Source organism: Methylobacterium terrae (genome assembly GCF_003173755.1).
Lineage (GTDB): Bacteria > Pseudomonadota > Alphaproteobacteria > Rhizobiales > Beijerinckiaceae > Methylobacterium > Methylobacterium terrae.
This window is the reverse complement of record NZ_CP029553.1, coordinates 2,596,160-2,622,370: the sequence shown is the minus strand read 5'-3', so window position 1 is coordinate 2,622,370 and position 26,211 is coordinate 2,596,160. Positions and strand designations below refer to the sequence as shown.

Below are 26,211 nucleotides of genomic sequence, written 5' to 3'. Positions count from 1 at the left end.
TGTCGACGAGCGAGGCTCATCCGGCGATACCCCCTCACCCTCGCTTCGGCTTTCGCCTCCGCTCACTCCATCGACGACAAGGTCGATGAAGTCCTCTCCCCGCGGGAAGTCGGGCTTGCCCGCCTTCGTCCGTCGCTTGCAGATCCCGGGCAGGCCCGGGATCTGTCGGGGAGAGGGGAAACCTGCGCCTTTCATCATGAGAGCAACGAGGGCGCGCATCAGCGCGCCTCCTGGACCACGATCGAGAACGGCTCCTCGGGACGAAGCGCCAGTTCGAGCGCGAAGCGCAGGCCCACCGCCAGGACGAGGATCGCGAGGAGGAACCGGAAGTACTCCGAGCGCAGGTTGCGCCCGGCCCGTGCCCCGAACTGTGCCCCGAACACCCCGCCGACGATCAGGATCACCGCCAGCACGACGTCGACCGCCTGGTTCTGCACCGCGTGCAGCACCAGGGCGACGAAGCTGGTGCAGAGGATCTGGAACTGCGAGGTGCCCACCACCACGCCCGTCGGCACCCGCATCAGGTAGAGGAGGGCCGGCACCAGGATGAAGCCGCCGCCGATGCCCAGGACCGCGCCGGCGAAGCCCACGAACAGTGCCAGCGCCAGGATCGGGATCACGCTGGCGTAGAGCCGCGAGCGGGGAAACCGCATCCGCAGCGGCCAGGCCAGGTAGGCGGCGTGGTCGCCGCCGAGCCGCGCCGGGCGGGGCCGGCCGCGGTGGCGCGCCCAGAACCCGCGCACGCTCTCGGCCAGCATCAGCCCGCCGACCACCGTGAACAGCGTCACGTAGGCGATGGTGATGACGAGGTCGAGCTGGCCGGCCCGCCGCATCGCGGCGAAGAACCAGACGCCGAGGCTGGTGCCGGCGAAGCCGCCGAGGACCAGGACGAGCCCGAGCCGCAGGTCGAGGGCGTTGCGGCGCAGGGCCGCCAGCACGCTGGTGGTCGAGGAGGCGACGATCGGGGCGGTCTGGGTCGCGACCGCGATCGCCGGCGGGATCCCCATCACGATCAGGATCGGCGTCATCAGGAAGCCGCCGCCGATGCCGAACAGCCCCGAGATGAAGCCGACCGCGGCGCCGAGCCCGACGAGGAGCAGGACGCTGACGGGCATCTCGGCGATGGGAAGGTAGATCTGCAACGACGGGACGGTCCGGTGCGGCACGCGACCGCGATCTAGACCATGTTTTCGCCTCGAGGGGAAACCGGGCCGCGCCGAAGGTCGGCGGGCGCGGATCTCTCGACCCGCGCCCGCCGAACCCGTTTCGTGCCTGCGGCCTACACCTTGCCGGTGCCGCGTCCGACGGCGAGGGGCGGCGGCGCGCCGATCAGCGACATCGCGCCCGGAGTCGCCGCGGTCTCGGTACGGGCGGGCGGCGGGTCGTTCACCGCCGGGTCGGGCGTCCTCGCCTTCCAGGCCTCGGCCGCGGCGCGGGCCGCCGCGAGGTCCTTCGGCGCCAGCTTCCCGGCGACCTCGTCGCGCTTGCGGCCGGCATCGTCGTCGCCCTGCGCGGCGGCGGCCGCGAACCAGCCATAGGCCTGGACCAGATCCTGACCGATGCCGAGCCCGCGTGCTTGCAGCACCGCGAGGTTGTACTGGCTGTCGCGCACGCCGTACTCGGCGGCCTTGCGGAACCAGTTCGCCGCGGAGGTGTAGTCGGGCTTGCCGCCGGCGGCACCGGATTCGGCCAGCATCACCGCGAGGTTGTGCATCGCCCGGACGTGGCCCTGCATCGCCGCGCGCCCGTACCACAGCCGCGCCTTGTCCTGGTCGCGGACGAGGCCGAGGCCCTTCTCGTACTGGCTGCCGAGACGGTACTGCGCCGGGGCGTAGCCGGCGCCGGCCAGCCGGTCGAACAGCTTGGCGGCGAGCGCGGCGTCCCGGGGGAGGCCGCGTCCGTCGACGGCGCGGCTGGCGAGTTCGTAGACCGCGGCGCCGTCGCCCTCGAGCGCGGCCTGGCGCAGGGAGGAGGCCCCGGCCGGCAGACCGGCGAGCTCGCTGCCGAGCGACGCCATGTCGGTGACCCGCGGGGTCGCGGGCTTGGCCGCCAGGGCAGGCTTTGCCGCCTCCGGCGCACGCTCGCCGGCGGCCTCGGGTGCCTTCGGAAGGGCGGCCTCCGGCTTGACGGTTTCAAATTTGTTGGTTTCGGGCTTGCCGGCCTCGATGGGGGCCGCGGCCGGCGGCGCGCCCTTGGGGGTCGGGAGAGCGGCGATGGCCTGGGTCGTGGCGGGATCGACGGGCGCGGTCGCCTCGCGGGAGATCGTCGGGGCGGCGATCCGCGCGCCGGACCCTTGCAGGGCCTGCAGCGTCCCGAGCGCCAGCACGATCGCCGCGAGGCCGAGGAGCAGGGGCCGGCGCCGGCGCTCGATCGTCGCCCGCAGGCGCTCGACCAGGCTGCCCCGGGGCTCGCCGGCTCGGTCCGCCGCCTGCGGCGCCTGGCCGGCACCGGCGGCCTCGGCCGCCGCGGCCTGCGCGGCGCGGCGGGCCGCCGCGATGAAGCTCGCCTTGATGTCGCCGGCGGGCATCTCGGGGGCCGGCACGGTCTCGCCCGGCACGGCCCCTGCCGGCATGGTCCCTCCCGGCATTTGGCGCGGACGGAGCGCGCCGGGCTCGATCATCTCGTCGGCCGGGCTCGGGGAGCCGAACCGGCCTCCCTCCGCCCGCGGGGCCTCCGGCCGGCGGGCCGGGCGCTCCGGCGTCGCGGCGGTCGTCTCGCGCAACGTGTCGCGCAGGTTCCGGGCGGCGCGGGGCGGGGTCGCGGCGAGGGCCGGCGGGGTCTCGCGGCGGTCGCCGTCGAGGTGGGTCAGCCGGGAGACCAGCTGCTCGAGGGCGGAATGCACGCCCTCCATTGTGGCCTGGAGGCGCTTGTCGGCGGCGGCCTGATGCGCGCGCATCTCGGCCAGGACCGCCTGCACGCCGTCCATGCCGGCGGCCGCGGCCGCGCCCTGGCGCTCGGCGCCGATCGAGTCGGCGACCGTGCGGGCGGCGCGCTCCGCCGCGGCCTGGATCGGCGCCTCGTCGCGCAGCAGCGCGACCTGGGCCAGGAGGTCGCCCATGGTGCGCTCAAGGCCGGCCAGCGCGGGGTCGCTGCCGCGGGTGTCGATGCGGCTCGCCAGCGCCAGGACCTGACGCTCGAGGCCGTCGAGGGTCTCGCCGCCCGCCCCCTGCCCGACCCGGTCGAGCTTGTCGGCGAGGTTGCGCAGCATGCCGTGGATCGAGGCGAGGTCGCTGCTCGGCAGGGCGGGCTGGCGCAGGGCCTCGCCGATCTGCTCCAGCCGCTCCATCACGTCGCCGACGGTGTTCACCGCCGCGACCTGGTCGACCTTGGCCGAGAGGGCGTCGATGCGCCCGAGGATGTCGCCGGCCGCGTCCGGGCGCTCGCGCCGCTCGGCCCGCAGGTCGTCGAGCTTGCGGTCGAGGTCGGCGATGCCCTGGACCAGCGTCGGCGCGTCGGCCGACGGCAACCGCACGCCCTGGCGGATCTCCTCGAGGAGCGGCCGCAGCTCCTCCATCAGGGCGGGGCTGTCGAGCATCCCGCTCCCGAGCCGGGTCACGGTCTCGGTGAGCTCGTCGACCGACCGGGCCAGGTTCTGCACCCTTGCCGGCTCGGCGAGCGCCGCGACCTGGCTGCGGATGTCCTCGAGTTCGGAGAACAGCTTGGCGACCGCGTCGCGATCGGCGAGCCCGGCCGGGTCGGCGCGCAGCGCCCCGTCGAGGGCGCCGTCGACCTGTCGGGCGAGGCGCTCGACGTCCTGGGCGACCCGGGCATGCACGTTGGCCGCGACGTCGTCGGCGAGCCGCCCGACCTGGACCCGCATCAGGTCGATCGGCCCGGCGACCGCGACGAGGTCGGCCGGGTCGCGGGCCCGCTGCACCTCGTCGGCGAGGGTGCGGACCGCCTGTTCGAGGGTCACGAGGTCGCCGCTCGTCGCGAGCGTGCCGATCGATTCGCGCAGGCGCGAGGTCTCGGCCTGCAGCCCCGCGATGGCCGGCGACAGCGCGTCGGCGGCGGCCTCGGTCGTCTCCATCACCCGGGCGAGGTCGCGCCGCAGGCCGTCGACCAGGAGATCCGTCTCCTCCTCGGGCCCGCCGTCGTCGAGCTGCTGCTGGCGCTGGCGGATCTCCGCCACCGCGGCGGCGAGGCTGTCGGCCGCCTGGCGGGGTCTCCGGCCGGCGCGGGACGGCTCGCGGGGGGCGGCCTCGGCGAGGCGGGTCTCGATGCCCTTCACCGCCTTGGCGACGACGTCGTCGGTGGCCTCGCGGGTCTCGGCGATGCGGCGGTCGATCGCGTCGAGGCGTCGCCCGATGGCCGCCACGGCCTCGATCAGCCGCGCATCGCCGGCCGGATCGGGCTTCGGCGAGGCCGGAGCAATCGGAGCCGGAGCGGGGGCGGTGGTCGGACGATTCGGGCGCGGACGCGTCCCCCGGGGCGGCTCGGGCTGCCACCCCCGGTCGGGGCGCCTGTCCTCGGCGGGCTCGGATTTCTGGAACGTCGGTGCCGGGTACCCGTCCTGCCGGGCCCGGCGTGCGCCGGCGACGCGGCGGGATTGCTGGCGTACCCCGGCACGGGCCGACCCTTCGCTGATCGCCTCGGCGAGCCACTCGTCCACCGACAATCCGGCGCGGCGCGCGGCCTCGCGGGCAGCGTCGCGCAGCTCCGGATCGAAGGCATCGAGTGTAGGAGCGGTCCGTCTCATAGCGGGCTCTGCGCAAGGGGCCTGAGGATCTCGCGGATAGGCGCCGGCGGGAAGCCGACGGAAACCCCGCGCCCTGCTCGATCGTGAAGATCCGGTCAGTGGCCGCAGCCTGAAAGGTTCCTCCGGGCACTTTCGATCGGCACGGTAAACAAGCGGTTAAGCCGCCGTCGAACCCTCGCCCGGGTGGTGCGGTCCGCACGCGATCGTTGCGCACGCAACCCAATAATGGACAATTTGTGCTCACAACCTATGAGCGAGTTTCGAAATCGAACGCTGGCATTTTCCACTGGTTTCGCTGCGCTCCGGACTTGTAACGGTAATGTGATTTCCGTTGTAAGCGATTGACCGACAATGATTTTTACCGTAAGTAACACACGCTCAAGTTGACGTTACCTTTCCCTTAGGTAGGTCATTTGAGCTTGTTTGTGCCACAGGGCGTCCCGGGGCGCGCTGGAATGAGCAGTGATGCGTGTCTCACGGGGGAACGGCATGGCTTATGATCGGCAGACCGAGAGCACCAGGGGGGCATCCGCCCGGCCCGGTGGGTCCGCTTCGCGCACGGGACGTCCGGCCGGCCGTTCGACGGCGCCGGCGACGCTCACCATCGGCGACCTCGCCGAGGAGTTCGGCGTGACACTGCGGGCGTTGCGCTTCTACGAGGCGAAGGGGCTGCTGCACCCGCAGCGCCGCGGCACCACTCGGCTCTACACCGAGGAAGACCGCTCGCGCCTCGCCACCATCCTGCGCGGCAAGGAGCTCGGCTTCACCCTGCGCGAGATCGCCGCGATGGTCGACGGCGACGAGCTCGCCGACGCCGGCACCGGCGCGACGCTGTCCCTGTCCCCGGCCCAGGTCGCCGAGCAGATCACCCATCTGGAGAACCAGAAGGCGGAGATCGAGCGGGCGCTCGAGGCGCTCCGGGGCTACGGCAAGACCGTCGCCAGCGCCTGAGGCGCATCGAGAGTTTCCAGGCGGCGCCCTGCGGGGGCGGGCGCCGCCCGGACGTGATCGTCAACCTTGTCGCGCGTGAGATCCGGGACCGCGCCGGCTGCCCCTTGCCGTCCCACACCCAGATAGTTTACATATGAACTATCTCGCCGCGGGAATCGCCGCGGACGAAGCGTGGGAGCGGGGGAAACATGCCGAGCTACAAGGCGCCGGTGGAGGACGTGATGTTCCTCCTCAACGACGTGTTCGGGATCGCGCGCTACAGCAACCTGCCCGGCTTCGCCGAGGCGACGCCCGACGTGATCGAGGCGGTGATCGCCGAGGGCGCGAAGCTCTGCGAGGAGGTGCTGGCGCCCCTCAACCGCGTCGGCGACGCGGAGGGCTGCACCCGCCACCCCGACGGCAGCGTGACGACGCCGAAGGGCTTCAAGGCCGGGTACGACGCCTATGCCGGCGGCGGCTGGATGGGCCTGTCGATGCCGGCCGAGTATGGCGGCCAGGGTCTGCCCCACACCCTCAACAGCGTGATGCAGGAATTCACCTCCAGCGCCAACCTGGCGCTCGGCATGTATCCGGGCCTGACCCAGGGCGCGATGGCGGCCCTCCTGGTCCACGGCTCCGAGGAGCAGAAGCGGACCTACCTGCCGAAGATGGTCGACGGCACCTGGACCGGCACGATGAACCTGACCGAGCCGCATTGCGGCACGGATCTCGGCCTCCTGAAGACCAAGGCGGTCCCGAACGGCGACGGCTCCTACGCGCTTACCGGCACCAAGATCTTCATCTCGGCGGGCGAGCACGACCTGTCGGAGAACATCGTCCACCTGGTGATCGCCCGGATCGAGGGCGCGCCGGCCGGCACCAAGGGCATCTCGCTCTTCGTGGTGCCGAAGTTCCTGGTCGGGCCCGACGGCACGATCGGTGCTCGCAACGGCGTGTCGTGCGGCGCCATCGAGCACAAGATGGGCATCCACGGCAACGCGACCTGCGTGATGAACTACGACGGCGCCACCGGCTGGCTCGTCGGGGAGGCCAATCGCGGCCTCAACGCGATGTTCGTGATGATGAACGAGGCCCGCCTCGCCGTCGGCATCCAGGGACTCGGCCAGTCCGAGGTCGCCTACCAGAACGCCGTGTCTTACGCCCGCGACCGGCTCCAGGGCCGGGCGCTCACCGGCGCCGCTTCGCCCGACAAGCCCGCCGACCCGATCATCGTCCACCCGGACGTGCGCCGGACCCTGATGACCATCCGCGCCTTCAACGAGGCGGCCCGGGCGCTCGTGATCTGGACCGCGCTCCAGGCCGACATCGCCCACGGCTCCGAAGACCCGGCCGCCCGCCAGGCGGCGGAGGACCACATGGGCCTGCTCACCCCGGTGGTGAAGGGCGTGCTGACCGACCGGGGATTCGCCAACGCGGTCGACGCCCAGCAGATGTTCGGCGGCCACGGCTACATCGAGGAATGGGGGATGTCGCAATTCGTGCGCGACGCCCGCATCGCCCAGATCTACGAGGGCGCCAACGGCATCCAGGCGATGGACCTCGTCGGCCGGAAATTGCCGCGCGACGGCGGCCGGGCGATGATGCGCTTCCTTGCCGAGGTCGAGGGCTTCTGCAAGGAGAACGCCGAGGACGAGACCCTCAAGGTCTTCTGCGCCCCCCTGACGAAGAGCCTCGGCCACCTGCAGCAGGCGACGATGTGGCTGATGCAGAACGCCATGGCGAAGCCCGACAACGCGGGCGCCGCGGCGACCGACTACATGCACCTGATGGGCCTCGTCGCCCTCGGCTACATGTGGGGTCGGATCGCCAAGGCGACGGCCGAGAAGAAGCGCTCCGGCGAGGGCATCGCCGAGCGCCTCGACGCCCGGCTCGCCACCGGCCGGTTCTACGTCGAGCGCGTGCTGCCGGAGACCGGCACGCGGCTCATCCGCATCTCGGCCGGCTCCGACGCCGTCATGGCGGTGCCGGCGGAGCTGTTCTAGGCTCCACCCGTATCCGCGGGGCCCGCCTCCACGACACCGACACTTGTGAAGCGCGGGATCCCCTCTCCCGAGGGGGAGAGGGGTAGGGGTGAGGGTGGCTCGGGTTCAGAATTAATCGCCGAACGTCGTAGCTGCGCAGCTCGACGCTTCAGGGTCATTGCGGAAGCCGAGCCACCCTCACCCCCGACCCCGCTCCCAAACGGGAGAGGGGAGACGCGCTTCAGCTTCCTCAGGGAGATCCTGCGGAAGCCGTATCAAGGATTATCGCTTGCCCCCGGCGCCCTCCCCTCGGGCCGCCGCACGACACATCCGGGAAGACGCCCCATGCCCGACGCCTACATCTACGATCACGTCCGCACGCCCCGCGGCCGCGGCAAGCCCGACGGCTCGCTGCACGAGGTGACGGCGCTCCGCCTCGCCGAGACGGCGCTCCGCGCCCTCAAGGACCGCAACGCCCTCGACACTGGCCGCGTCGACGACGTGGTCCTCGGCTGCGTCGATCCGGTCGGCGAGGCCGGCGGCGACATCGCCCGGGCCGCGGCTTTGGTGGCCGATTACGGCATCCACGTGCCGGGCGTGCAGATCAACCGGTTCTGCGCCTCGGGCCTCGACGCGGTGAACTTCGCCGCCGCCCAGGTGATGAGCGGCCAGCACGACATGGCGGTCGGCGGCGGCGTCGAATCCATGAGCCGCATCGGCATCGGGGCGTCGGGCGGCGCCTGGCCGGTCGATCCGGCCATCGCCATCAAGTCGTACTTCATGCCCCAGGGCGTCTCGGCCGACCTGATCGCCACCAAGTACGGCTTCACCCGCGACGAGTGCGACGCTTATGCCGTCGAATCGCAGAAGCGCGCCGCCCGCTCCTGGGAGGACGGCCGCTTCAAGAAGTCGGTCGTGCCGGTGCGCGACGTCAACGGCCTGACGCTGCTCGCCCATGACGAGCATATGCGCCCGAGCACCGACATGCAGTCGCTCGCCGGCCTGAAAGCCTCCTTCGTCCAGATGGGCCAGATGGGCGGGTTCGACGCGGTGGCGGTCGACGCGCATCCGGACGTCGAGGCGGTCGAGCACGTCCACCATGCCGGCAACTCGTCGGGCATCGTCGACGGCGCCGCGGCGGTGCTGATCGGCTCGAAGGAGGCCGGTGCGGCGGCGGGCCTCAAAGCCCGCGCCCGCATCCGGGCCTTCGCCAATATCGGCTCGGACCCGGCCCTGATGCTGACCGGCCCGGTCGACGTGACCCGCAAGGTGCTGGCGCGCGCCGGGATGAGCATCGGTGACATCGACCTGTTCGAGGTCAACGAGGCCTTCGCGGCGGTGGTGCTGCGTTTCCTCCAGGCCTTCGACGTGGATCCCGCCAAGGTCAACGTCAATGGCGGCGCCATCGCGCTCGGCCACCCGCTCGGCGCGACGGGAGCGATGATCCTCGGCACCGTGCTCGACGAGCTGGAGCGCACCGGCAAGCAGACGGCGCTCGTCACCCTCTGCATCGGCGCCGGCATGGGCACCGCCACCATCATCGAGCGGGTGTGAGGACGATGCGTCTCGCCTTTTCCCTCCTGGCGCTCGGCCTCGCCTTCGCAGGCCCGGCCCGGGCCGACGACGAGCGGGTCGCGCTCGCCCGCGACATCGTCAACAAGACGGTCGCCCGCAACCTCACCCAGGCGTTCAGGCAGGCCGAGGAGAAGACCCTCGCCTCGATGAGCGCCGAGCAATCGGCCAAGCTGCGGCCCGAACTCGAGAAGACCTTCGCGCAGGAGCGCGACACCCTCGTCGACGGGCTATCGAAGGAATACGCTCAGAAGTTCGATTCAGGCGAGCTGAAGCGGCTGGCTGGGATCTACGACGACCCGGTCTACCAGAAGTTCCAGGCGCTCAACGCCGACCCGACCTCGATGGTCACCGCGATCACCAAGGACGCGGTGACCAAGATGATGAACCTGCTCTCGCTGGCGGCCCTGTCGCAGCAGGGCAACGGCCAGACGCCGCCGCAGGGCGCCCCGGCGCCAATTCCCGCGCCCGCCCCGGTGCCCGCCCCGGCCAAGCCGTAATCGATCTCACGAGGCCTTCGCCATGAACCTCACGAATTTCCGCTTCGAGACCGATGCCGACGGCGTGGCGCTCGCCACCTGGGACATGCCCGGCCGCTCGATGAACGTCGTCACCCCGGAGGTGATGGACGAATTGAACCAGATCATCGACGCCGTGGTGGCGGATGCTGCCGTCAAGGGCTGCGTGATCACGTCGGGCAAGGACACCTTCTCGGGCGGCGCCGACCTGACGATGCTGCAGGGGCTCGGCGCCGAATACGCGCGCCTTGCCGGCGAGCGCGGCGAGGAGGAGGCGATGACCTTCTTCTTCGAGGAATCGCGCCGGCTCACCCTGCTCTACCGCAAGCTCGAGACCTGCGGGAAGCCGTTCGCGGCGGCCGTGCACGGCACCTGCCTCGGCGGCGCCTTCGAGCTGGCGCTGGCCTGCCACCACCGGGTGCTGTCGGACGACGACAAGACCCGGGTCGGCCTGCCCGAGATCAAGGTCGGGCTGTTTCCGGGCGCCGGCGGCACCCAGCGCGTCGCCCGCCTGATGCAGACCGGCGACGCCCTGCAGATGCTGTTCAAGGGCGAGCAGATCCGCCCGCTGATGGCCCGCAACATGGGCCTCGTCCACGCCGTCGCGCCTCGCGCCGACATCGTTGCGAAGGCTGCCGAGTGGATCAAGGCCGGCGGATCGGCCGTCGCGCCCTGGGACCAGCCGAAGTTCAAGGCGCCGTCGGGCAAGGTCTACTCGCCCGCCGGCATGATGACCTGGCCCCCGGCCAACGCCATCTATCGCCGCGAGACCCACGACAACTATCCGGCCGCCAAGGCGATCCTGCACGCCGTCTACGAGGGCCTGCAGCTGCCGATGGACCTGGCGCTCAAGGTCGAGAGCCGGTACTTCGCCAAGGTCCTGCGCTCGCCGGAAGCGGCGGCGATGATCCGCACCCTGTTCCTGTCGATGGGCGAGCTCAACAAGGGCGCCCGCCGGCCCAAGGGCGTCGGCGCGGTCCAGTTGAAGACGGTCGGGGTCGTCGGTGCCGGCTTCATGGGCGCGGGCATCGCCTACGTCTCGGCCAATGCGGGCTTGGACGTCGTGCTGGTCGATCAATCCGCGGAAGCGGCCGAGAAGGGCAAGGCCTACGCCCACAAGCTCGTCTCCGACCAGATCATGAAGGGCCGCGCCAAGACCACCGACCGCGACGCGCTCCTCTCGCGCATCACCGCGACCGGTGATTACGGCGCTCTCGCGGGCTGCGACCTCGTGGTCGAGGCGGTGTTCGAGGATCCGAAGGTCAAGGCCGAGGTGATCGCCAAGGTCGAGGCGGTGATCGGGCCGGACGCGATCTTCGCCTCCAACACCTCGACCCTGCCGATCAGCGGGCTCGCCAAGGCCTCCTCGCGCCCCGAGCAGTTCATCGGCATCCACTTCTTCTCGCCGGTCGAGAAGATGATGCTGGTCGAGATCATCATGGGCAAGGCGACCGGCGAGCGGGCGCTGGCGGTGGCCCTCGACTACGTCCGGGCGATCAAGAAGACCCCGATCGTCGTCAACGACGCCCGCGGCTTCTTCGCCAACCGCTGCGTCGGCGCCTACATCCTGGAAGGCCACCTGATGCTGGGCGAGGGCGTGCCCGCCGCGATGATCGAGAATGCCGGTCGCCAGGCCGGCATGCCGGTGGGGCCGCTCTCTCTCAACGACGAGGTCGGCGTCGACCTCGCCCTCAAGATCGTCAAGGCGACCAAGGCCCAGGTCGGCGAGGCGGCGGTGAACCCGGTCCAGGAGAAGGTGCTCACCGCTCTCGTCGAGGGCGAGGGCCGGCTCGGGCGCAAGAACCGCAAGGGCTTCTACGACTATCCCGAGCAGGGCTCGAAGAAGCTGTGGCCGGGGCTGCGCGACCTCCAGGAGACGAAGCTCGATCCGGACGCCGTCGACTTCCCGGAGCTGAAGCAGCGCCTCCTCGTCACCCAGGCGCTCGAGGCGGCCCGCACCGTCGGCGAGGGCGTGGTCACCGACCCGCGCGAGGCCGATGTCGGCTCGATCCTCGGCTTCGGCTTCGCGCCGTTCACCGGGGCGCCCTGTCCTACATCGACTTCATGGGGGCGGCGCGGTTCGTCGAGCTGTGCCGCACGCTGGAAGCGAAGCACGGCGCTCGCTTCTCCCCACCGGCGACGCTCGTCGCCATGGCGGAGAAGGGCGGGACCTTCTACGGCGACGCGGCCAGGAAGGCCGCCTGATGGGTGGGCGGCGTGAGGGGCCAGCCGACCCGATGGCCTGATCTCCGTCCCCTTCACGACCTCATCCCGAGGTGCTGCCGCTCGCGGCAGCCCCGACGGAGGGCTCCAGGGAACACCCTGGCTCCTGGAGCCCTCCTTCGAGGTCCGTCGATCGATGATCGACCGACACCTCGGGATGAGGTCAAGGGTGGGATGAATCGGGCAGGAGACATGATCTGGCGCGAGATCATCGGGTCCTGCCATCGTCCTGAGATGCCGGACCGGCATCGTCCCCGGGCGGCGCCTGTGCCGCCCGGGACGACCACGTGACGGATCAGAACAGTGAAGCACCGGCCCGCCGGATCGTGCTGGTGGCGAACGTCGCGGCGGGCTCGCTCGTCGATGGCGGCCTGACGCCGGAGGCCCTGCGGGAGCGCGTGACGGGGGCGGGCCTCGTCGTCGTGCCGGAGCCCCGTCCCGACGCGCCCCTCCCCGACCGGCTCGCGGCCGCGGCCGCGATCCCCGACATCGACGCCGTGGCGGTCGCCGGCGGCGACGGGACGCTGGCCTGCGCGGCGCAAGGCCTTACAGGCCAGGACGTGCCCCTCGGCATCCTGCCGCTCGGCACGATGAACCTGCTCGCCAGGGATCTCGGGATCCCGCTCGACCTCGACGGGGCGATCGCCGTGCTGGCGACGGGCAGGATCCGGGCGATCGATGCCGGCGAGGTCAACGGCCAGGTCTTCCTCATCAACTCGGTGCTCGGCATGCCGGCCCGGCTGGCGCGCCACCGCGAGGCGCGGCGCGGCCGGATGGGCGTCGGCGACCTCCTGCGCATGGCCGTGGGTCTCATGCGCCATCTCGGCCGCTACCGGCGGGAGCGGGCCGTGCTCACCCTCGGGGGCACGGTTCGGCGAATCCGATTCCGGACGCTGGCGGTCGTCTGCGGTGACTATCGGGAAGGGTTGGGCCAGGTTCTGTCGCGGGCGGGCGTCGACGGCGGGCACCTGACGCTCTACCTCGTCGAGACCCTGTCGGCGGCGCGTCTCGTGCGGCTCGGGCTCGGCTTCGCGGTCGGCGAGTGGCGCCGCCTGCCGGACCTGGAGCGGCACGAGGCGGGCGCGCTGACCCTCGATGCCCGCGCACGCGCGCTGCGGGTGATGAATGACGGAGAGGTCGTGCTGATCGCCCCACCCCTGCGCTATCGCATCCGCCCCGCCGCCCTCCGGGTCCTCGTGCCGGCGGAGGCCGGGAGATGAGGCGCATCGCTCACATCTCCGACCTGCATTTCGGCCGCACCGACCCGGCGGTCGTGGAAGGCCTGGTGGCGGAGCTGAACCGCGACCACCCGGACCTGATCATCATCTCGGGCGACTTCACGATGCGCGCCCGCACCCGCGAATGGCTGGAGGCGAAGGCCTTCCTCGACCGGCTGCCGCATCCCTGGATCGCCGTGCCGGGCAACCACGACATCTCGCCGTTCCGGCTCTGGCAGCGCTTCTTCCATCCGTTCCGGCGCTACCGCCGCTACGTCGCGCCCGAGACCGAGCCGGCCTTCCAAGACGAGGAGATCGCGGTCATCTGCCTCAACACGGTGCGCACCTGGGCGCCGGAGACCGACTGGTCGCAGGGCAAGATCACCCACGGGCAGATCAAGCGCACGGAGGCGAAGCTCGACGCCCTGCCGCCCGGGCTGTTCCGGATCGTCGTCGGCCACCACCCGTTCATGCCGCCGCCCTGGGACGAGGAGGCGCGCCTGGTCGGCCGGGCCGACGAGGCGCTCGACGCCTTCCAGCGCCACGGCGTCGGCCTGACGCTCGCCGGCCACCTCCACCGCGGCTACGCCCGCTTCGCCGAGCCGACGCCGGACGGCCACAAGGCCGAGATCGACCGGCCGGAGGCGAAGGCCACCGGCCGGCGCCTGCTCGCGGTCCAGGCCGGCTCCGCCACCTCGACCCGCCTGCGCGGCAACGAGCCCAACGCCTACAACCGGATCACGGTCGCGGACGGCGTCGCCACCGTGCAGGTGCGGCTGTGGACCGGCACGGACTGGTGCGACGCGGCGGAGTCGGGCGCGGCGCGGTGCGCGGCGCCCGAATAGGGGATCAGGCGGACGGCGACAGCGCCGCCGTCACCTCGATCTCCACCTTCATCTCCGGCCGCAGCAGGCCGGCGACCACCACCAGCGTCGCGGCCGGGCGGATCTCCCGCAGCACCCGGCCGCAGACCGTCAGCACCGCCTCGGCATCGGCGCGATCGGTGATGGAGTAGGTCGCCCGCACCACCTGCTCCAGCGACGAACCGGCCTGGTCCAGCACGCCCGCGATGGTGCGCCAGCAGGCCTCCGCCTGGGCGTCCGCCTCCTCGGGCATCGTCATCGCGGCATAGTCGTAGCCGGTGGTGCCGGCCACGAACACGAAGCCGCCCTGCACCACCGCGCGGGAATAGCCGTAGTCGCGCTCGAAGCTCGATCCGCCGTCGATCCGCCGCCGCACGCCCCCTGTCGTCATCGTCCCTGCCCTCCCGATTCGTCGTGGAAGAGCATGGCGGTTCAGCCGACCTCGCTCCAGCCCGCGAATCCCGCGAGCGGCTCCTGGTCGTAGGCCGCCATCAGGGCCCGCATCGCGCCCTCGTCCCGCAGCCGGTCCTCCGCGGCGAGGGCCGCCAGCCCCTCGAAGAAGCCCTCGCGATGGAGCGCCGGCGTGAAGGTCAGGGTGAAGCGCACCGGCCGGACGCCGCGATTGGCGAAGGCGTGCGCCTCGCCGGGGCGCACCAGCACGAAGTCGCCCGGGCCCGCCGTCACGTCGCGATCGTTCAACCGCAGGGTCAGGGCGCCCTCATGGACCTCGAACGCCTCGGTGAGCCGGGCATGGCGGTGCAGGCCGGCGCCGGGCGCGCACGCCGCGAGGGTGACGGCGTAGATGCCGATCGCATCGCCGGTGGCGTCGCTGCGGGCGAGATAGCGCACCTGCATCCCGCCGATCGTGACGCCGGTGCCGGGTTCGGGGGTGGTGTCCATCGCAGGCTCCTCGGGAGGGTGCCTAGGACAACGCCGGTTCAGGGCTTGAGGATGCGGACCAGGGTGATCATCGCGCCGATGATGGCGACGGTCTGCAAGCCGACCGCACCGACGACCCATTTGACGACGTCGGTTTTCGCTTCGGCGACTTGTGATTTGATCTCGGATCGAAGCGTCGCATCCATCGTTCGGATGTCGCTGGCCACGACCTTGATCTCGGCGCGCAGGTTGGTCTCGACTTCCTTGATCTCGCCCCGCAGGCTGGTCTCGACTTCTTTGATCTCGCCCCGCAGGCTGGTCTCGACCTCTTTGATTTCACCCCGCAGGTTGGTCTCGACTTCCCTGATCTCAGCGCGCAGGTTTGTCTCGACTTCCTTGATTTCCGTGCGCAGGCCGGTCTCGACTTCCTTGATCTCGGCGCGCAGGTTGGTCTCGGCCATCTTGACCTCACCCCGCAGAACCGCCTCCGACGCCTTCACGTCGGCCTTGGTCGCGAGATCGCCCTGTACCGCATCGGAAATCGCCTCGGCGAAACCCTCCGCCTGATCCGGCGACAGCTTCGCCTTGTCCCGCAGGGTGCGGGCGAGCTTCAGGGTGTCGAAGGCGACGGCGGTCATGCGGGGCATCCGGGCACGCGACAGTGCCACGATCGAAGGTAGCACCTCGACCTTCGCATCGCCATCCTTCCCCAGCGTAAAAAGCCCCGCCCGGATCGCTCCGGGCGGGGCTCGTCACTCACTCAAACCCTTGAAGCCTCAAGCCTTACTCGGCCGCGACCTTGTGGGCGTGCGAGCCGTCCGTGTAGGTCTCGGCCTTCAGGCGCTGGCCCGGAGCGGCGCGGCCCGGCAGCGGCGGCAGGGCCTTGGCCTTCTCGAGGTCGATGCCCGCGCCTTCCGCGACGCGGCGGCCGTAATCCTCGTCGGCGTGCCAGAAGTGCCAGACCATCCGGAGCTGGATCGCCTCGGGGCACTCCTTCATGTCGGCGACGAGGTTGGCGATCAGGTCCTCACGCTCCCATTCCTCGAACGAGCGGTAGCGCACGCCGGCCTGGGTGTAGTCGTCCTCGGTGCGGCTGGTCTGGTAGCGGCCGAGCTTGCCCTCGACCGGCTGGTGGTACTCCTTCGCGGGCTTCTCGGCCTCGCGCAGGCCCTGGGCCAGGGTGCTCGGCTCGTAGTTGATGTGCTTGTTCTCGCCGACGCCGTCGACGTAGAACGTCATCTGGCCGTCGCGCTGGTTGGTCGCGGTCTTCACGCCCGGAGCCGGCGCGTTGATCGGCAGCTGCAGGTAGTTCGGGCCGACGCGGTAGCGCTGGGTGTCCGAGTAGGACAGGGTGCGCCCCTGGAGCATCTTGTCGTCCGAGAAGTCGATCCCGTCGACCAGCACGCCGGTGCCGAAGGCCGACTGCTCGACGTCGGCGAAGAAGTTGTCCGGCACCCGGTCGAGCACCATGCGGCCGCACGGCAGCAGCGGGAACTGGTCCACGGGCCAGAGCTTGGTGTCGTCGAGCGGATCGAACGACAGGTGCTCGTTCGGGCCGTCCGGCATGATCTGCACCGCGAACTCCCACTCGGGGAAGTTGCCGGCGGCGATGTTGTCGTACAGGTCCTTGGTCGCGTGACCGACATCACGTCCCTGGATCTCGGCGGCCTGGGCAGAGGTCAGGTTGCGCACGCCCTGCTTCGGGATGAAGTGGAACTTGCAGAGGTGGGCCACGCCCTGGTCGTTGACCAGCTTGTAGGTGTTGACGCCCGAGCCCTCCATCTCGCGATAGTTGGCCGGAATGCCCCAGGGCGACTTCAGGTGGGTGACCATGTGGATCGACTCGGGGTGCGCGGCCACGAAGTCGAAGAAGCGCCAGGCCTCCTGGCGGTTGGTCACCGGGTCGGGCTTGAAGGCGTGGATCATGTCCGGGAACTTGATCGCGTCCCGGATGAAGAAGACCTTCAGGTTGTTGCCGACGAGGTCCCAGTTGCCGTCGACGGTCTTGAACTTCACCGCGAAGCCGCGCGGGTCGCGGGCGGTCTCCGGGCTCTCCTTGGCGCCGGCCACGGTCGAGAACCGCACGAACATCGGCGTCTTCACGCCGGTCTCGTTGAGGACGCGGGCGCGGGTGTACTTGGAGGCCGGCTCGTCGCCGATCGTGCCGTAGGCCTCGAAGTAGCCGTGGGCGCCGGCGCCGCGGGCATGCACCACGCGCTCGGGGATCCGCTCACGGTCGAAATGGGTGATCTTCTCGATGAACTGGTAGTTCTCGAGGGTCGCCGGGCCACGCTCGCCGACCGTGCGCATGCTCTGATTGTCGCGGACCGGATGGCCCTGGCGGGTCGTCAGGATCGGGCGTTGGTCGCTCATGGAATCTCCTCTGGCGTGCAGGCGCGGGGTGCCGGTGGGGGACCCCGCGCGAGGAACGGCTCACATAGGGTGCCTGCTCACGACGCAACACCCTGGAACTGGTCTCGCTCCAACCTATGACCGGGGCGTGAACCGAAAACAAATGCATCGTTGCGAAGCTCCTGATAGGCTGCGCCTATGCACGTCTCCGGCTTGTCCCTTCGCGATCTCGAATACGTCGTCGCCGTCGCCGAGGAGGGCCATTTCGGCCGCGCCGCCGAGCGCTGCGCGGTGAGCCAGCCGACCCTGAGCGTCCAGGTGCGCAAGCTCGAGGAGGCCCTCGGCCTCGTCCTGTTCGAGCGCTCGAACCGCCGGGTGCTGCTCACCCCGAGCGGCCAGGCGGTGGTGCGCCAGGCCCGTGCCGTGCTGGCGGAGGCCCAGCGCCTGCTGCTGCTGGCCCGCGAGGGATCCGGCGGCGGCCTGCGCGGCCGCCTCGTCCTGGCGGCGATCCAGACGCTCGGGCCCTACCTGTTTCCGCAGGTGCTGCGCGGCCTCCGGCAGGCCTTCCCGCACCTCGCCCTGTCCCTGAGCGAGGGGCGCACCGCCGACATCCTCGACGCGTTGCGCGAGGGCCGGGCCGACGCGGCGCTGATCTCCCTGCCGATCCCGGAGGCCGGCCTCACCGTGGCGGCCCTGTTCGACGAGCCGTTCCTGCTCGCCTGCCCGTCCGAGCACCCCTTCGCGGCCGGTCCGGCGCCGCGGGCCGGCGACCTCGCCGGCCCCGACCTTCTCCTCCTCGACGAGGGCAACTGCCTGCGCGACCAGGCGGTGGCGGCCTGCGGCGCGGGCCCCGCGAGCGGACGCCACGCCACCAGCCTCGAGACCCTGCGCTCGATGGTGGCGGCGGGCGCCGGCTACACCCTGCTGCCGGCGCTCGCCGCCCCGCCCGGCCCCGATCCGACCGGGCTCACCGTCTGCCGCCGCTTCGGGCCGGAGGGGCCGCGGCGCACCATCGCGCTCGCCTGGCGCGCCAGCGATCCGCGCGGGGACGGCCTCGCCGAACTCGCCGGGTTCTTCCGCCGGCATGCGCCGCACGCAACGCTGCCCCGCGGTCAGCCCGAGGAGACCCGCATGCGCCGCGACTCCGGCACGATTTCCGTATAGCGACGCGGCGACGCGCGAACCCCCACCATCATGGACGCCATGCACCCCGCCCCGACGGATCTCCGCCGCACGCTCCCCCGCGCGGCGGCCTTGTGGGCGGGGCTGGTCCTGGCCTCCGGGGCGCTCGCGGGCCTGTTCCACCTCGCGGGCTTCCCGGCCGCCCTGCTGCTCGGCCCGATGCTCGCCGCCATCGCGTTCGGGGTGCGCGGCGCGCCGATCCGGGTGCCGAAGCTCGGCTTCCAGGCCTCGCAGGCGCTGATCGGCTGCCTCGTCGCCCACGCGGTCAACGCCTCGATCGCCGCGACCCTGATGCAGGACGGATTCCTGATCCTGGCGGTGGTCGGCGTCACGGTGGTGGCCGCCGCGATGACCGGCTGGATCCTGACCCGCATCCGCCTCCTGCCCGGCACCACCGCGGCCTGGGGGTCCTCGCCCGGCGGCGCCTCCGCCATGGTGGTGATGGCCGAGGAATTCGGCGCCGATCCCCGCCTCGTCGCCTTCATGCAGTACGTCCGCGTCGCCTGCGTGGCGCTGACGGCCTCGGTGGTCGCCCGCTTCCTCGCGGGCGATGCCGGTGCGGCTCCCGGCGCCGACATGGAGGCCGCCCCGCTCGCCGTCCTCGGGACGCTCGCGGTCGCAGGCATCGGCGCGTGGCTGGGCCTGCGCCTGCGGGTTCCGGCCGGCGCCCTGATCGGCCCGCTCGCCATCGGGGCGACGCTCCACGCCACGGGGCTCGCCGGCATGGCCCTGCCCTCCTGGCTGCTCGCGCTGGCCTATGCGGGCATCGGCTGGACGGTGGGCCTGCGCTTCACCCCCGCCACCGTGCGGGCGACCCTGTTCGCCCTGCCGGGCGTGCTGGTGGCGACCTTCGGGCTGATCGGTCTCTGCGGCCTCTGGGCCTGGGGCCTGACCTTCCTGCTGCCGATCGACTTCCTCACCGCCTACCTGGCGACGAGCCCGGGCGGACTCGATTCGGTGGCGATCATCGCGGTCGGCACCCATTCGGACGTGTCCTTCGTCCTGGCGGTGCAGACCCTGCGGCTCCTCGTCGTCATCATCACCGGGCCGCTGGTGGCGAAGTGGATTTCCCGGAGTGCCGGCGAGGGCCGCTGAGGCGCAATCGCACCAGTCAAGCTCGCATCCCGCAGGGAAACCCGCTATTCCGGCGCCACACCCCCGGCGAGTCGCTCCTCGCCCTCCGGACATGACTGAAGCCGTGCACGACTACATCAAGAAGATCCTGGGCGCCCGCGTCTACGACGTCGCCGTGGAGAGCCCGCTCGACGCGATGCCGCGCCTGTCGCAGCGCCTCGGCGCCCGCGTGCTGCTCAAGCGCGAGGACCTGCAGCCGGTCTTCTCGTTCAAGATCCGGGGCGCCTACAACAAGATGGCGGGCCTCGACGCCGACGCGCTGACCCGCGGGGTGATCTGCGCCTCGGCCGGCAACCACGCGCAGGGCGTGGCGCTGGCCGCCGCCCGCCTCGGCGTCCCGGCGGTGATCGTGATGCCGCGCACCACCCCGGCGATCAAGGTCGAGGGCGTGAAGTCCCGCGGCGGCCAGGTCGTCCTGCACGGCGACGCCTTCGACGAGGCCTACGCCCACGCCAAGGGGCTCGAGGCCGAGCAGGGCCTGACCTTCATCCACCCCTACGACGATCCCGACGTGATCGCCGGCCAGGGCACGATCGGGCTCGAGATCCTGCGCCAGCACGGCGCCCCGATCGAGGCGGTGTTCGTGCCGATCGGCGGCGGCGGCCTCGCGGCGGGCGTCGCCACCTTCATCAAGTTCATGCGGCCCGAGACCAGGGTCATCGGCGTCGAGCCGGCGGATGCCGCCAGCATGAAGGCGGCGATCGAGGCGGGCGAGCGGGTGATGCTCGACACGGTCGGCCTGTTCGCCGACGGCGTCGCCGTGCGCCAGGCCGGGGAGGAGACCTTCCGGCTGTGCCGCGAGCACCTCGACGAGGTCATCACCGTCGACACCGACGCGATCTGCGCCGCGGTCAAGGATGTGTTCGACGACACCCGCGCGATGTCCGAGCCCTCCGGCGCGCTCGCCCTCGCCGGTCTCAAGGAATACGCGGCGCGGGGCAGCGTCGCCGGCACCGGCGCCCTCGTCGCCGTCAACAGCGGCGCCAACCTGAACTTCGACCGGCTGCGCCACATCGCCGAGCGGGCCGAGCTCGGCGAGCGCCGCGAGGCGCTGCTCGCCGTCACCATCCCGGAGCGGGCCGGCAGCTACCGCGCCTTCATCCGGGCGCTCGGCCGACGCGCGATCACCGAGTTCAACTACCGCTACGCGCCGGGCGCCGAGGCGCAGATCTTCGTCGGCGTCCAGCTCGCCGGCGGCCGCGCGGAGAAGGAGGCGCTGATCGCGGAGCTGCGCGGCCTCGGCTACCCGCTGGTCGATCTCACCGACAACGAGATGGCGAAGCTCCACGTCCGCTACATGGTCGGCGGCCGGGTGCCGGGGCTCACCGACGAGCGGCTCCTGCGCTTCGAGTTCCCGGAGCGCCCGGGTGCGCTGCTCAAGTTTCTCGACAGCCTCGGCGTGACCTGGAACATCTCGCTGTTCCATTACCGCAACCACGGTGCCGATCACGGCCGGGTGCTCGCCGGCATCCAGGTGCCGGAGGCCGAGCGCCCCCGCTTCGCCGCGGCGCTCGCCGAGCTCGGCTACGAGCACCACGACGAGACCGACAACGCCGCCTACCGCCTCTTCCTCGACGGCCAGCCGCGGAAGGTGGCGGTGCGCGCGGACGTGGCGCCGGCGGCGTGATACCGCCTGAGGCACTTCCCCTCCCCCGCAGAGGGGAGAGGATGAGCCTGTGCTGTCCTTTTCCGCGGACAGCCCGACCACTCGCGAGAGGTGATCCGCGCTCGACCGGTTTCGGAACAGGTCGAGGCAGTCGGACACCCGTCACGGACACGCCCCACGCTCGACATGCTCTCGCGGCACGATCACCGCCTTGACGCCGCCCCGCCGCCGGTTCACCTCATCGCCCGATGCCTCCGCTCCTCGCCCTGCCCTTCCCCGCCATCGACCCCGTCGCGGTCGCGATCGGGCCGCTGCAGATCAAGTGGTACGCCCTCGCCTACATCGTGGGCCTCGTGGGCGGCTGGTACTACGCCAAGCGCCTGGTCTCGGCGCCGTCGCTCTGGGGGGCGGTGCGCCGGCCGAGCGTCGCCGACATCGACGACCTGATCGTCTGGGTGGCGCTCGGCGTCGTGCTCGGCGGGCGCATCGGCTACGTGCTGTTCTACAATTTCGCCGCCTATCTCTCCCACCCGGCCGAAATCCTGGCGATCTGGCGCGGCGGCATGTCGTTCCACGGCGGCTTCCTCGGGGCAGTGCTGGCGCTGGTGCTGTTCGCCCGCCGCCGCGCCCTCAACGCCTACGCGATGCTCGACCTCGCCGCCGTCGTGGTGCCGATCGGGCTGTTCTTCGGGCGTCTGGCCAACTTCGTGAACGGCGAGCTGTGGGGCCGCCCGGCGCCGGATTTCGCCTACGCCATCGTGTTCCCGAACGGCGGGCCGCTGCCGCGCCATCCGAGCCAGCTCTACGAGGCCGTCGCCGAGGGGCTGGTGCTGTTCGTCGTGATGGCGTTCGCGGTCCGGCGCGTCGGCTTCCGCCGCCCCGGCCTGCTGGGCGGGATCTTCGTCGTCGGCTACGCGGTCGCCCGCACCGCCTGCGAGTTCTTCCGCGAGCCGGACCCGCAGCTCGGCTTCCTGTTCGGGACCCAGGTCGGCGCGCTCGGCGGCGGCATCACCATGGGGATGCTGCTCTGCGTGCCGATGCTGGTGGTCGGCGCGGTCTTCGTCGTGCGGGCGTTGCGCGGCGACACCCGGCCGCGGGCGCGGCTCACCGAGGGCGCCGCGGACGAGGCCGAAGCCCCGGAAGCCAAAGCGTCGGGAGCGAAATCCGCGTGAGCGAGACGCCGCTCCTCGGCGAGCTGCGCCGCCTGATCGCGGTCGACGGGCCGATCACCATCGAGCGCTACATGGCGCTCTGCCTCGGCCACCCGGTCCACGGCTACTACCGCACCCGCGATCCCCTGGGGGAGGCCGGCGATTTCACCACCGCGCCGGAGATCAGCCAGATCTTCGGCGAGCTTCTCGGGCTCTGGACCGCGGAGGTCTGGCACGGGCTCGGTCGTCCGGCCCCGTTCCGCCTCGTCGAGCTCGGACCCGGCCGCGGCACCCTGATGGCGGACGCGCTGCGGGCGCTGCGGGCCGCCGCCCCCGACTGCCTGGCCGCCGCCGACCTCCACCTCGTCGAGACGAGCCCGACCTTGCGCGCCGCGCAGGCGCGCGCGCTGGCGAACGCCGCGCCGACCTGGCACGAGGCCGTCGACACCCTGCCGGACGGGCCGGCGATCGTGCTCGCCAACGAGTTCTTCGACGCGCTGCCGGTGCGCCAGTACCAGCGCACCGAGCGGGGTTGGTGCGAGCGCCGGGTCGGCCTCGCGGGCGATGCCCTCGCCTTCGGCCTGAGCCCGGAACCGACGCCGGAGATCACGGCGGACGGAGCGCCCGGCGCGATCCTGACCCTGCCGGCGGTCGCCCTCGACCTCACCCGGCAGCTCGGCCGGCGGCTCGCCCGCGAGGGCGGCGCGCTCGCGGCGATCGATTACGGCGACCTCTACGGCGGCACCGCCGACACGCTGCAGGCCGTGGCCCGCCACCGTTTCGCCGATCCGCTCGAAGCGCCGGGCGAGACCGACCTGACCGCACAGGTCGATTTCGCCGCGCTCGCCCGCGCCGCCGCGGGGGCTGGCGCCGTGGTGCACGGGCCGGTGACGCAAGCCGATTTCCTCCTGGCGCTCGGCCTCGCGCAGCGCGCCGGGCGCCTCGTCGCGCGGGCGAACCCGGTTCAGGGAGCCGCCGTCAGGGCCGGGGCCGACCGCCTGATCGACCGCACGACCCGCGGCATGGGCAACCTGTTCAAGGTGATGGGCCTCGCCGGCCCCGGCCAGCCGGGCCTGCCGGGGTTCTGATACCGTCTCCGGAAGATCACTTCCGGAAACGGCATCACAAGCGCGCGCGGTGGAGCCGAGGGCTCCACACGCCTGAGCGAAGCCGAAATCCGCATTGCGAAGCAATCGATCGGATTTCGTATGATACGCGCTTTCGACACGATTCCTCGGCGATCCTGCGGGACGCCTCCTCGCCAGGACGATTCCGCGATGTTCATCGAAGCGCCCGAGCTCAGCTCCCATGCCGGCCTCCGCCACGCCTTCTTCACCCGTGAGGGCGGCGTGTCGGAGGGGCTCTACGACTCCCTCAACGGCGGCCTCGGCTCCGGCGACGATCCCGCCCACGTGCGCGAGAACCGTCGCCGCATGACCGCCGAGCTCGGGGTCGCGCCGGAGAACCTCGTCAGCCTCTACCAGGTCCACTCGGCCGAGGCCGTGGTGGTCGAGGCCCCCTTCCCCGAGCGGCCCCGCGCCGACGCGATGGTGACCCGGGTGCCGGGTCTCGCGCTCGGCATCCTCACCGCCGATTGCGGGCCGATCCTGTTCGCCGATCCGGAGAACCGGGTGATCGGCGCGGCCCATGCGGGCTGGAAGGGCGCGCTGACCGGCGTGATCGAGGCGACGCTCGCCGCGATGGAGGGGTTGGGCGCGGTGCGAACCGGCATCGTGGCGGTGCTGGGTCCGACGATCGGTGCCCGGGCCTACGAGGTCGGGCCGGAATTCCGCGAGCGCTTCGAGGCGGCCGACCCGGGCAACGACCGCTACTTCGTGGACAGCGCCGAGCGCGACGGCCACAGCCTGTTCGACCTGCCCGCCTACATCGTCGCGCGGCTGGAGCGCGCCGGCATCGGCGAGGTGGCGAACGTGAGCCTGTGCACCTATTCCGACCCGGACCGCTTCTTCAGCTACCGCCGCACCACCCACCGGGCCGAGCCCGATTACGGCCGGCTCGTCTCGGCGATCGCCCTCACGCCCGACGCCCTGTGACGAGCGCGGCCGCGGGGGCCGCACGGCATCCGAATCGCACCCGATAGGGCGCCGTTCGTCATTCGTTAGGATTGGTGCGCCAAGCGTAGCAAAAAAATTTGTGCGCCCGTGAACCTTGGCCGTTCGCGCGCGTTAAGGGGATTAAGGAGCCGAGCGAAAGCTCGCGATGAACAGCCGTTAAGGCCGCGGTGAAACTCACCAGCGTTGTCGCGAGGACACAGCTTTCACGACGCTACCGGGGTATGTCGGGGACACTGCTTCGGTTGACCGCCGATCCGAAAACGGGCGCGGTCGCCGCCGCATAGTAGGAAGGACCAGTTCCATGAAGTCGCTTCTCAAGAGCGCTACCGCCCTCGCTGGCATCGTCGTCGCCGGTTCGGCCCTCGCCGCCGACCTGCCGCGCCGCGTCGCCCCGCCGCCGGTCTTCACGCCGGTTCCGGTTTTCACCTGGACGGGCTTCTACGCCGGTTTCAACGCCGGCTACGGCTTCAACACCGCTGACACCCGCGCCCCGACCGTCGTCGGCGTGCCGGCCGGCGCCACCGCCGCCAGCAGCGTGTTCGTCACCGGCGCCGGCGCCCCGGCCACCGGCGTGCTCGCCTTCGGCAACCGCAACAGCAACGACGGCTTCGTCGGCGGCGGCCAGATCGGCTACAACTACCAGTTCACCCCGGGCTCGGGCGTGGTCGTCGGCATCGAGGCCGACGCCCAGTACGTCGACTTCGGCCGCAGCCGCAACCGCTTCGCCTTCGCCACCGTGCCGGGCGGCAGCGTCGCTCCGGGCGCCCTGGTGTTCAACCCGAACGGCATCTCGGGCCTGGACTTCTTCGGCACCGTCCGCGGCCGTCTCGGCTACGCCTGGGACCGCACCCTCGTGTACGCCACCGGCGGTTTCGCCTACGGCTCGGGCGGCGGTCGCGACTTCGGCCTGACCAACAGCTCGCGCGACGACTTCCAGACCGGCTGGACCGTCGGCGGCGGCGTCGAGTACGCCCTGCCCACCGACTCGTTCTTCAACTTCTTCCGTTCGTCGGCCGTGACCCTCAAGGTCGAAGGCCTGTACGTGAAGCTCGACCAGGGCAACCGCAACAACGGCGTGTTCGCCCAGACCGCCAACGGCACGCAGTACTCGGTGTTCTCGCCGGGCGTGGTGTCGGTCGGCCCGGCCAACCTGTACCGTCGCGAGACCGAGTTCGCGGTCGTCCGCGCCGGCCTGAACTACAAGTTCAACGGCTTCTAGTCGTCGCACTCCGTCACCTTCGACGGAGCGGAGCCCGGCCTCACGGCCGGGCTCTTTCTTTTTGGTCAGCTGCCGGTCGGCACCTTCACGCTGAACTTGACCTCGCGCAGGGCGAAGTTCGAGTGGATCTGCTGCACCGCCGGGCACGAGAACACCGCCTCCTGCAGGAAGCGCTCGTAGTGCTGCGCGTCCCGCACCACGACCCGCAGCAGGTAATCGGCCTGACCGGTGGTCGAGAAGCATTCCAGCACCTCGTCGCGGCCCCCGATCACGCGCTCGAACTCGGCGACGCCGTCCCGGTCGTGCTTGGCGAGCGTGACGTGGGCGAAGACGCACTGCCCGTGGCCGAGCGCCGCGGCATCGACCAGCGCGACGTAGCCGCGGATGATCCCCCGCTCCTCCAGCGCCTTCAGGCGCCGCCAGGTCGGCGAGGTCGAGAGGCCGATCCTCTGGGCGAGATCCTGGACCGAGAGCCGGGCATCGTCCTGCAGCGCGTCCAGGATGGCCCGCTCGAAGCGGTCCGGCGCGTCCGCGCGATCAGGCATGAGCGTTTCCCGTATCCGTCCATTTCGCGTCGTTCATACCGCCCTCACGGCGTACGAGGAAGCA

The 26,211-nt window shown here is 71.4% G+C and carries 20 protein-coding genes and 1 pseudogene; 14 read left to right on the top strand and 7 right to left on the bottom strand.

Translation table 11 applies throughout. From position 1 onward, the window contains the following. Positions 1-218: 218 nt before the first annotated feature. Positions 219-1,142 (bottom strand): sulfite exporter TauE/SafE family protein, encoded by a 924-nt coding sequence (locus DK419_RS11795; protein WP_109959248.1) that lies wholly within the window; start codon positions 1,140-1,142, stop codon positions 219-221. A 137-nt stretch (positions 1,143-1,279) separates the two neighbouring features. Beyond that, a complete protein-coding gene (locus DK419_RS11790; RefSeq protein ID WP_109959247.1) occupies positions 1,280-4,699 on the bottom strand; it encodes a tetratricopeptide repeat protein in 3,420 nt (1,139 codons plus the stop codon). 489 nt (positions 4,700-5,188) lie between these two features. Here DK419_RS11790 and DK419_RS11785 point away from each other — a divergent pair, with 489 nt between their 5' ends. The 7 genes and pseudogenes from DK419_RS11785 (at position 5,189) to DK419_RS11755 (ending at position 13,986) form a co-directional block, all read left to right on the top strand. Next, entirely contained in the window at positions 5,189-5,650 is a 462-nt protein-coding gene (locus DK419_RS11785; protein WP_109959246.1) for a MerR family transcriptional regulator, read from the top strand. A 188-nt stretch (positions 5,651-5,838) separates the two neighbouring features. Beyond that, positions 5,839-7,632 (top strand): acyl-CoA dehydrogenase C-terminal domain-containing protein, encoded by a 1,794-nt coding sequence (locus DK419_RS11780; RefSeq protein ID WP_109959245.1) that lies wholly within the window; start codon positions 5,839-5,841, stop codon positions 7,630-7,632. 324 nt (positions 7,633-7,956) lie between these two features. Beyond that, positions 7,957-9,165 carry an acetyl-CoA C-acetyltransferase gene (locus DK419_RS11775; RefSeq protein WP_109959244.1) on the top strand — a complete coding sequence of 403 codons (1,209 nt, stop codon included), beginning with the start codon at positions 7,957-7,959 and terminating at the stop codon, positions 9,163-9,165. A gap of 5 nt (positions 9,166-9,170) precedes the next feature. Beyond that, entirely contained in the window at positions 9,171-9,683 is a 513-nt protein-coding gene (locus tag DK419_RS11770) for a DUF2059 domain-containing protein (protein ID WP_109959243.1), read from the top strand. Between the two features lie 22 nt (positions 9,684-9,705). Continuing rightward, positions 9,706-11,906, top strand: a pseudogene (locus DK419_RS11765) (3-hydroxyacyl-CoA dehydrogenase NAD-binding domain-containing protein). A 305-nt stretch (positions 11,907-12,211) separates the two neighbouring features. Further along, positions 12,212-13,144, top strand: a complete 933-nt coding sequence (locus DK419_RS11760) for a diacylglycerol/lipid kinase family protein (RefSeq protein ID WP_109959242.1) — start codon at positions 12,212-12,214, stop codon at positions 13,142-13,144. After that, positions 13,141-13,986, top strand: a complete 846-nt coding sequence (locus DK419_RS11755) for a metallophosphoesterase family protein (protein ID WP_109959241.1) — start codon at positions 13,141-13,143, stop codon at positions 13,984-13,986. Before DK419_RS11760 ends, DK419_RS11755 begins: the two co-directional genes overlap by 4 nt. A gap of 4 nt (positions 13,987-13,990) precedes the next feature. Here DK419_RS11755 and DK419_RS11750 read toward each other — a convergent pair whose 3' ends face one another. The 4 genes from DK419_RS11750 to DK419_RS11735 form a co-directional block, all read right to left on the bottom strand. Continuing rightward, entirely contained in the window at positions 13,991-14,395 is a 405-nt protein-coding gene (locus tag DK419_RS11750; protein ID WP_208642306.1) for a RidA family protein, read from the bottom strand. A gap of 41 nt (positions 14,396-14,436) precedes the next feature. After that, on the bottom strand, positions 14,437-14,904 hold the full coding sequence (locus DK419_RS11745; protein WP_109959239.1) for a cupin domain-containing protein: 468 nt from the start codon (positions 14,902-14,904) through the stop codon (positions 14,437-14,439). A gap of 38 nt (positions 14,905-14,942) precedes the next feature. Beyond that, the gene (locus DK419_RS11740) at positions 14,943-15,521 is read right to left on the bottom strand and encodes a coiled-coil domain-containing protein (RefSeq protein ID WP_109959238.1); all 579 of its coding nucleotides are present in this window, start codon (positions 15,519-15,521) and stop codon (positions 14,943-14,945) included. A 145-nt stretch (positions 15,522-15,666) separates the two neighbouring features. Then, positions 15,667-17,256, bottom strand: coding sequence for a catalase (locus DK419_RS11735; protein ID WP_109959237.1), 1,590 nt, complete (start codon positions 17,254-17,256; stop codon positions 15,667-15,669). A gap of 177 nt (positions 17,257-17,433) precedes the next feature. Here DK419_RS11735 and DK419_RS11730 point away from each other — a divergent pair, with 177 nt between their 5' ends. The 7 genes from DK419_RS11730 (at position 17,434) to DK419_RS11700 (ending at position 25,602) form a co-directional block, all read left to right on the top strand. Next, a complete protein-coding gene (locus DK419_RS11730; RefSeq protein WP_109959236.1) occupies positions 17,434-18,399 on the top strand; it encodes a LysR substrate-binding domain-containing protein in 966 nt (321 codons plus the stop codon). Between the two features lie 39 nt (positions 18,400-18,438). After that, the gene (locus tag DK419_RS11725) at positions 18,439-19,512 is read left to right on the top strand and encodes an AbrB family transcriptional regulator (protein ID WP_109962260.1); all 1,074 of its coding nucleotides are present in this window, start codon (positions 18,439-18,441) and stop codon (positions 19,510-19,512) included. Positions 19,513-19,615: 103 nt separating this feature from the next. Continuing rightward, the gene (gene ilvA / locus DK419_RS11720; RefSeq protein WP_109959235.1) at positions 19,616-21,178 is read left to right on the top strand and encodes a threonine ammonia-lyase, biosynthetic; all 1,563 of its coding nucleotides are present in this window, start codon (positions 19,616-19,618) and stop codon (positions 21,176-21,178) included. Between the two features lie 227 nt (positions 21,179-21,405). Continuing rightward, entirely contained in the window at positions 21,406-22,329 is a 924-nt protein-coding gene (lgt, locus tag DK419_RS11715; RefSeq protein WP_109959234.1) for a prolipoprotein diacylglyceryl transferase, read from the top strand. Further along, a complete protein-coding gene (locus tag DK419_RS11710) occupies positions 22,320-23,396 on the top strand; it encodes a class I SAM-dependent methyltransferase (RefSeq protein WP_425352668.1) in 1,077 nt (358 codons plus the stop codon). Before lgt ends, DK419_RS11710 begins: the two co-directional genes overlap by 10 nt. A 189-nt stretch (positions 23,397-23,585) precedes the next feature. Beyond that, positions 23,586-24,362 carry a peptidoglycan editing factor PgeF gene (pgeF, locus tag DK419_RS11705; RefSeq protein ID WP_109959232.1) on the top strand — a complete coding sequence of 259 codons (777 nt, stop codon included), beginning with the start codon at positions 23,586-23,588 and terminating at the stop codon, positions 24,360-24,362. A gap of 322 nt (positions 24,363-24,684) precedes the next feature. After that, entirely contained in the window at positions 24,685-25,602 is a 918-nt protein-coding gene (locus DK419_RS11700; protein ID WP_109959231.1) for an outer membrane protein, read from the top strand. A 65-nt stretch (positions 25,603-25,667) separates the two neighbouring features. Here the strand turns inward: DK419_RS11700 and DK419_RS11695 are convergent, their stop codons facing one another. After that, positions 25,668-26,147, bottom strand: a complete 480-nt coding sequence (locus DK419_RS11695; RefSeq protein WP_109959230.1) for an Lrp/AsnC family transcriptional regulator — start codon at positions 26,145-26,147, stop codon at positions 25,668-25,670. Between the last annotated feature and the right edge of the window lie 64 nt (positions 26,148-26,211).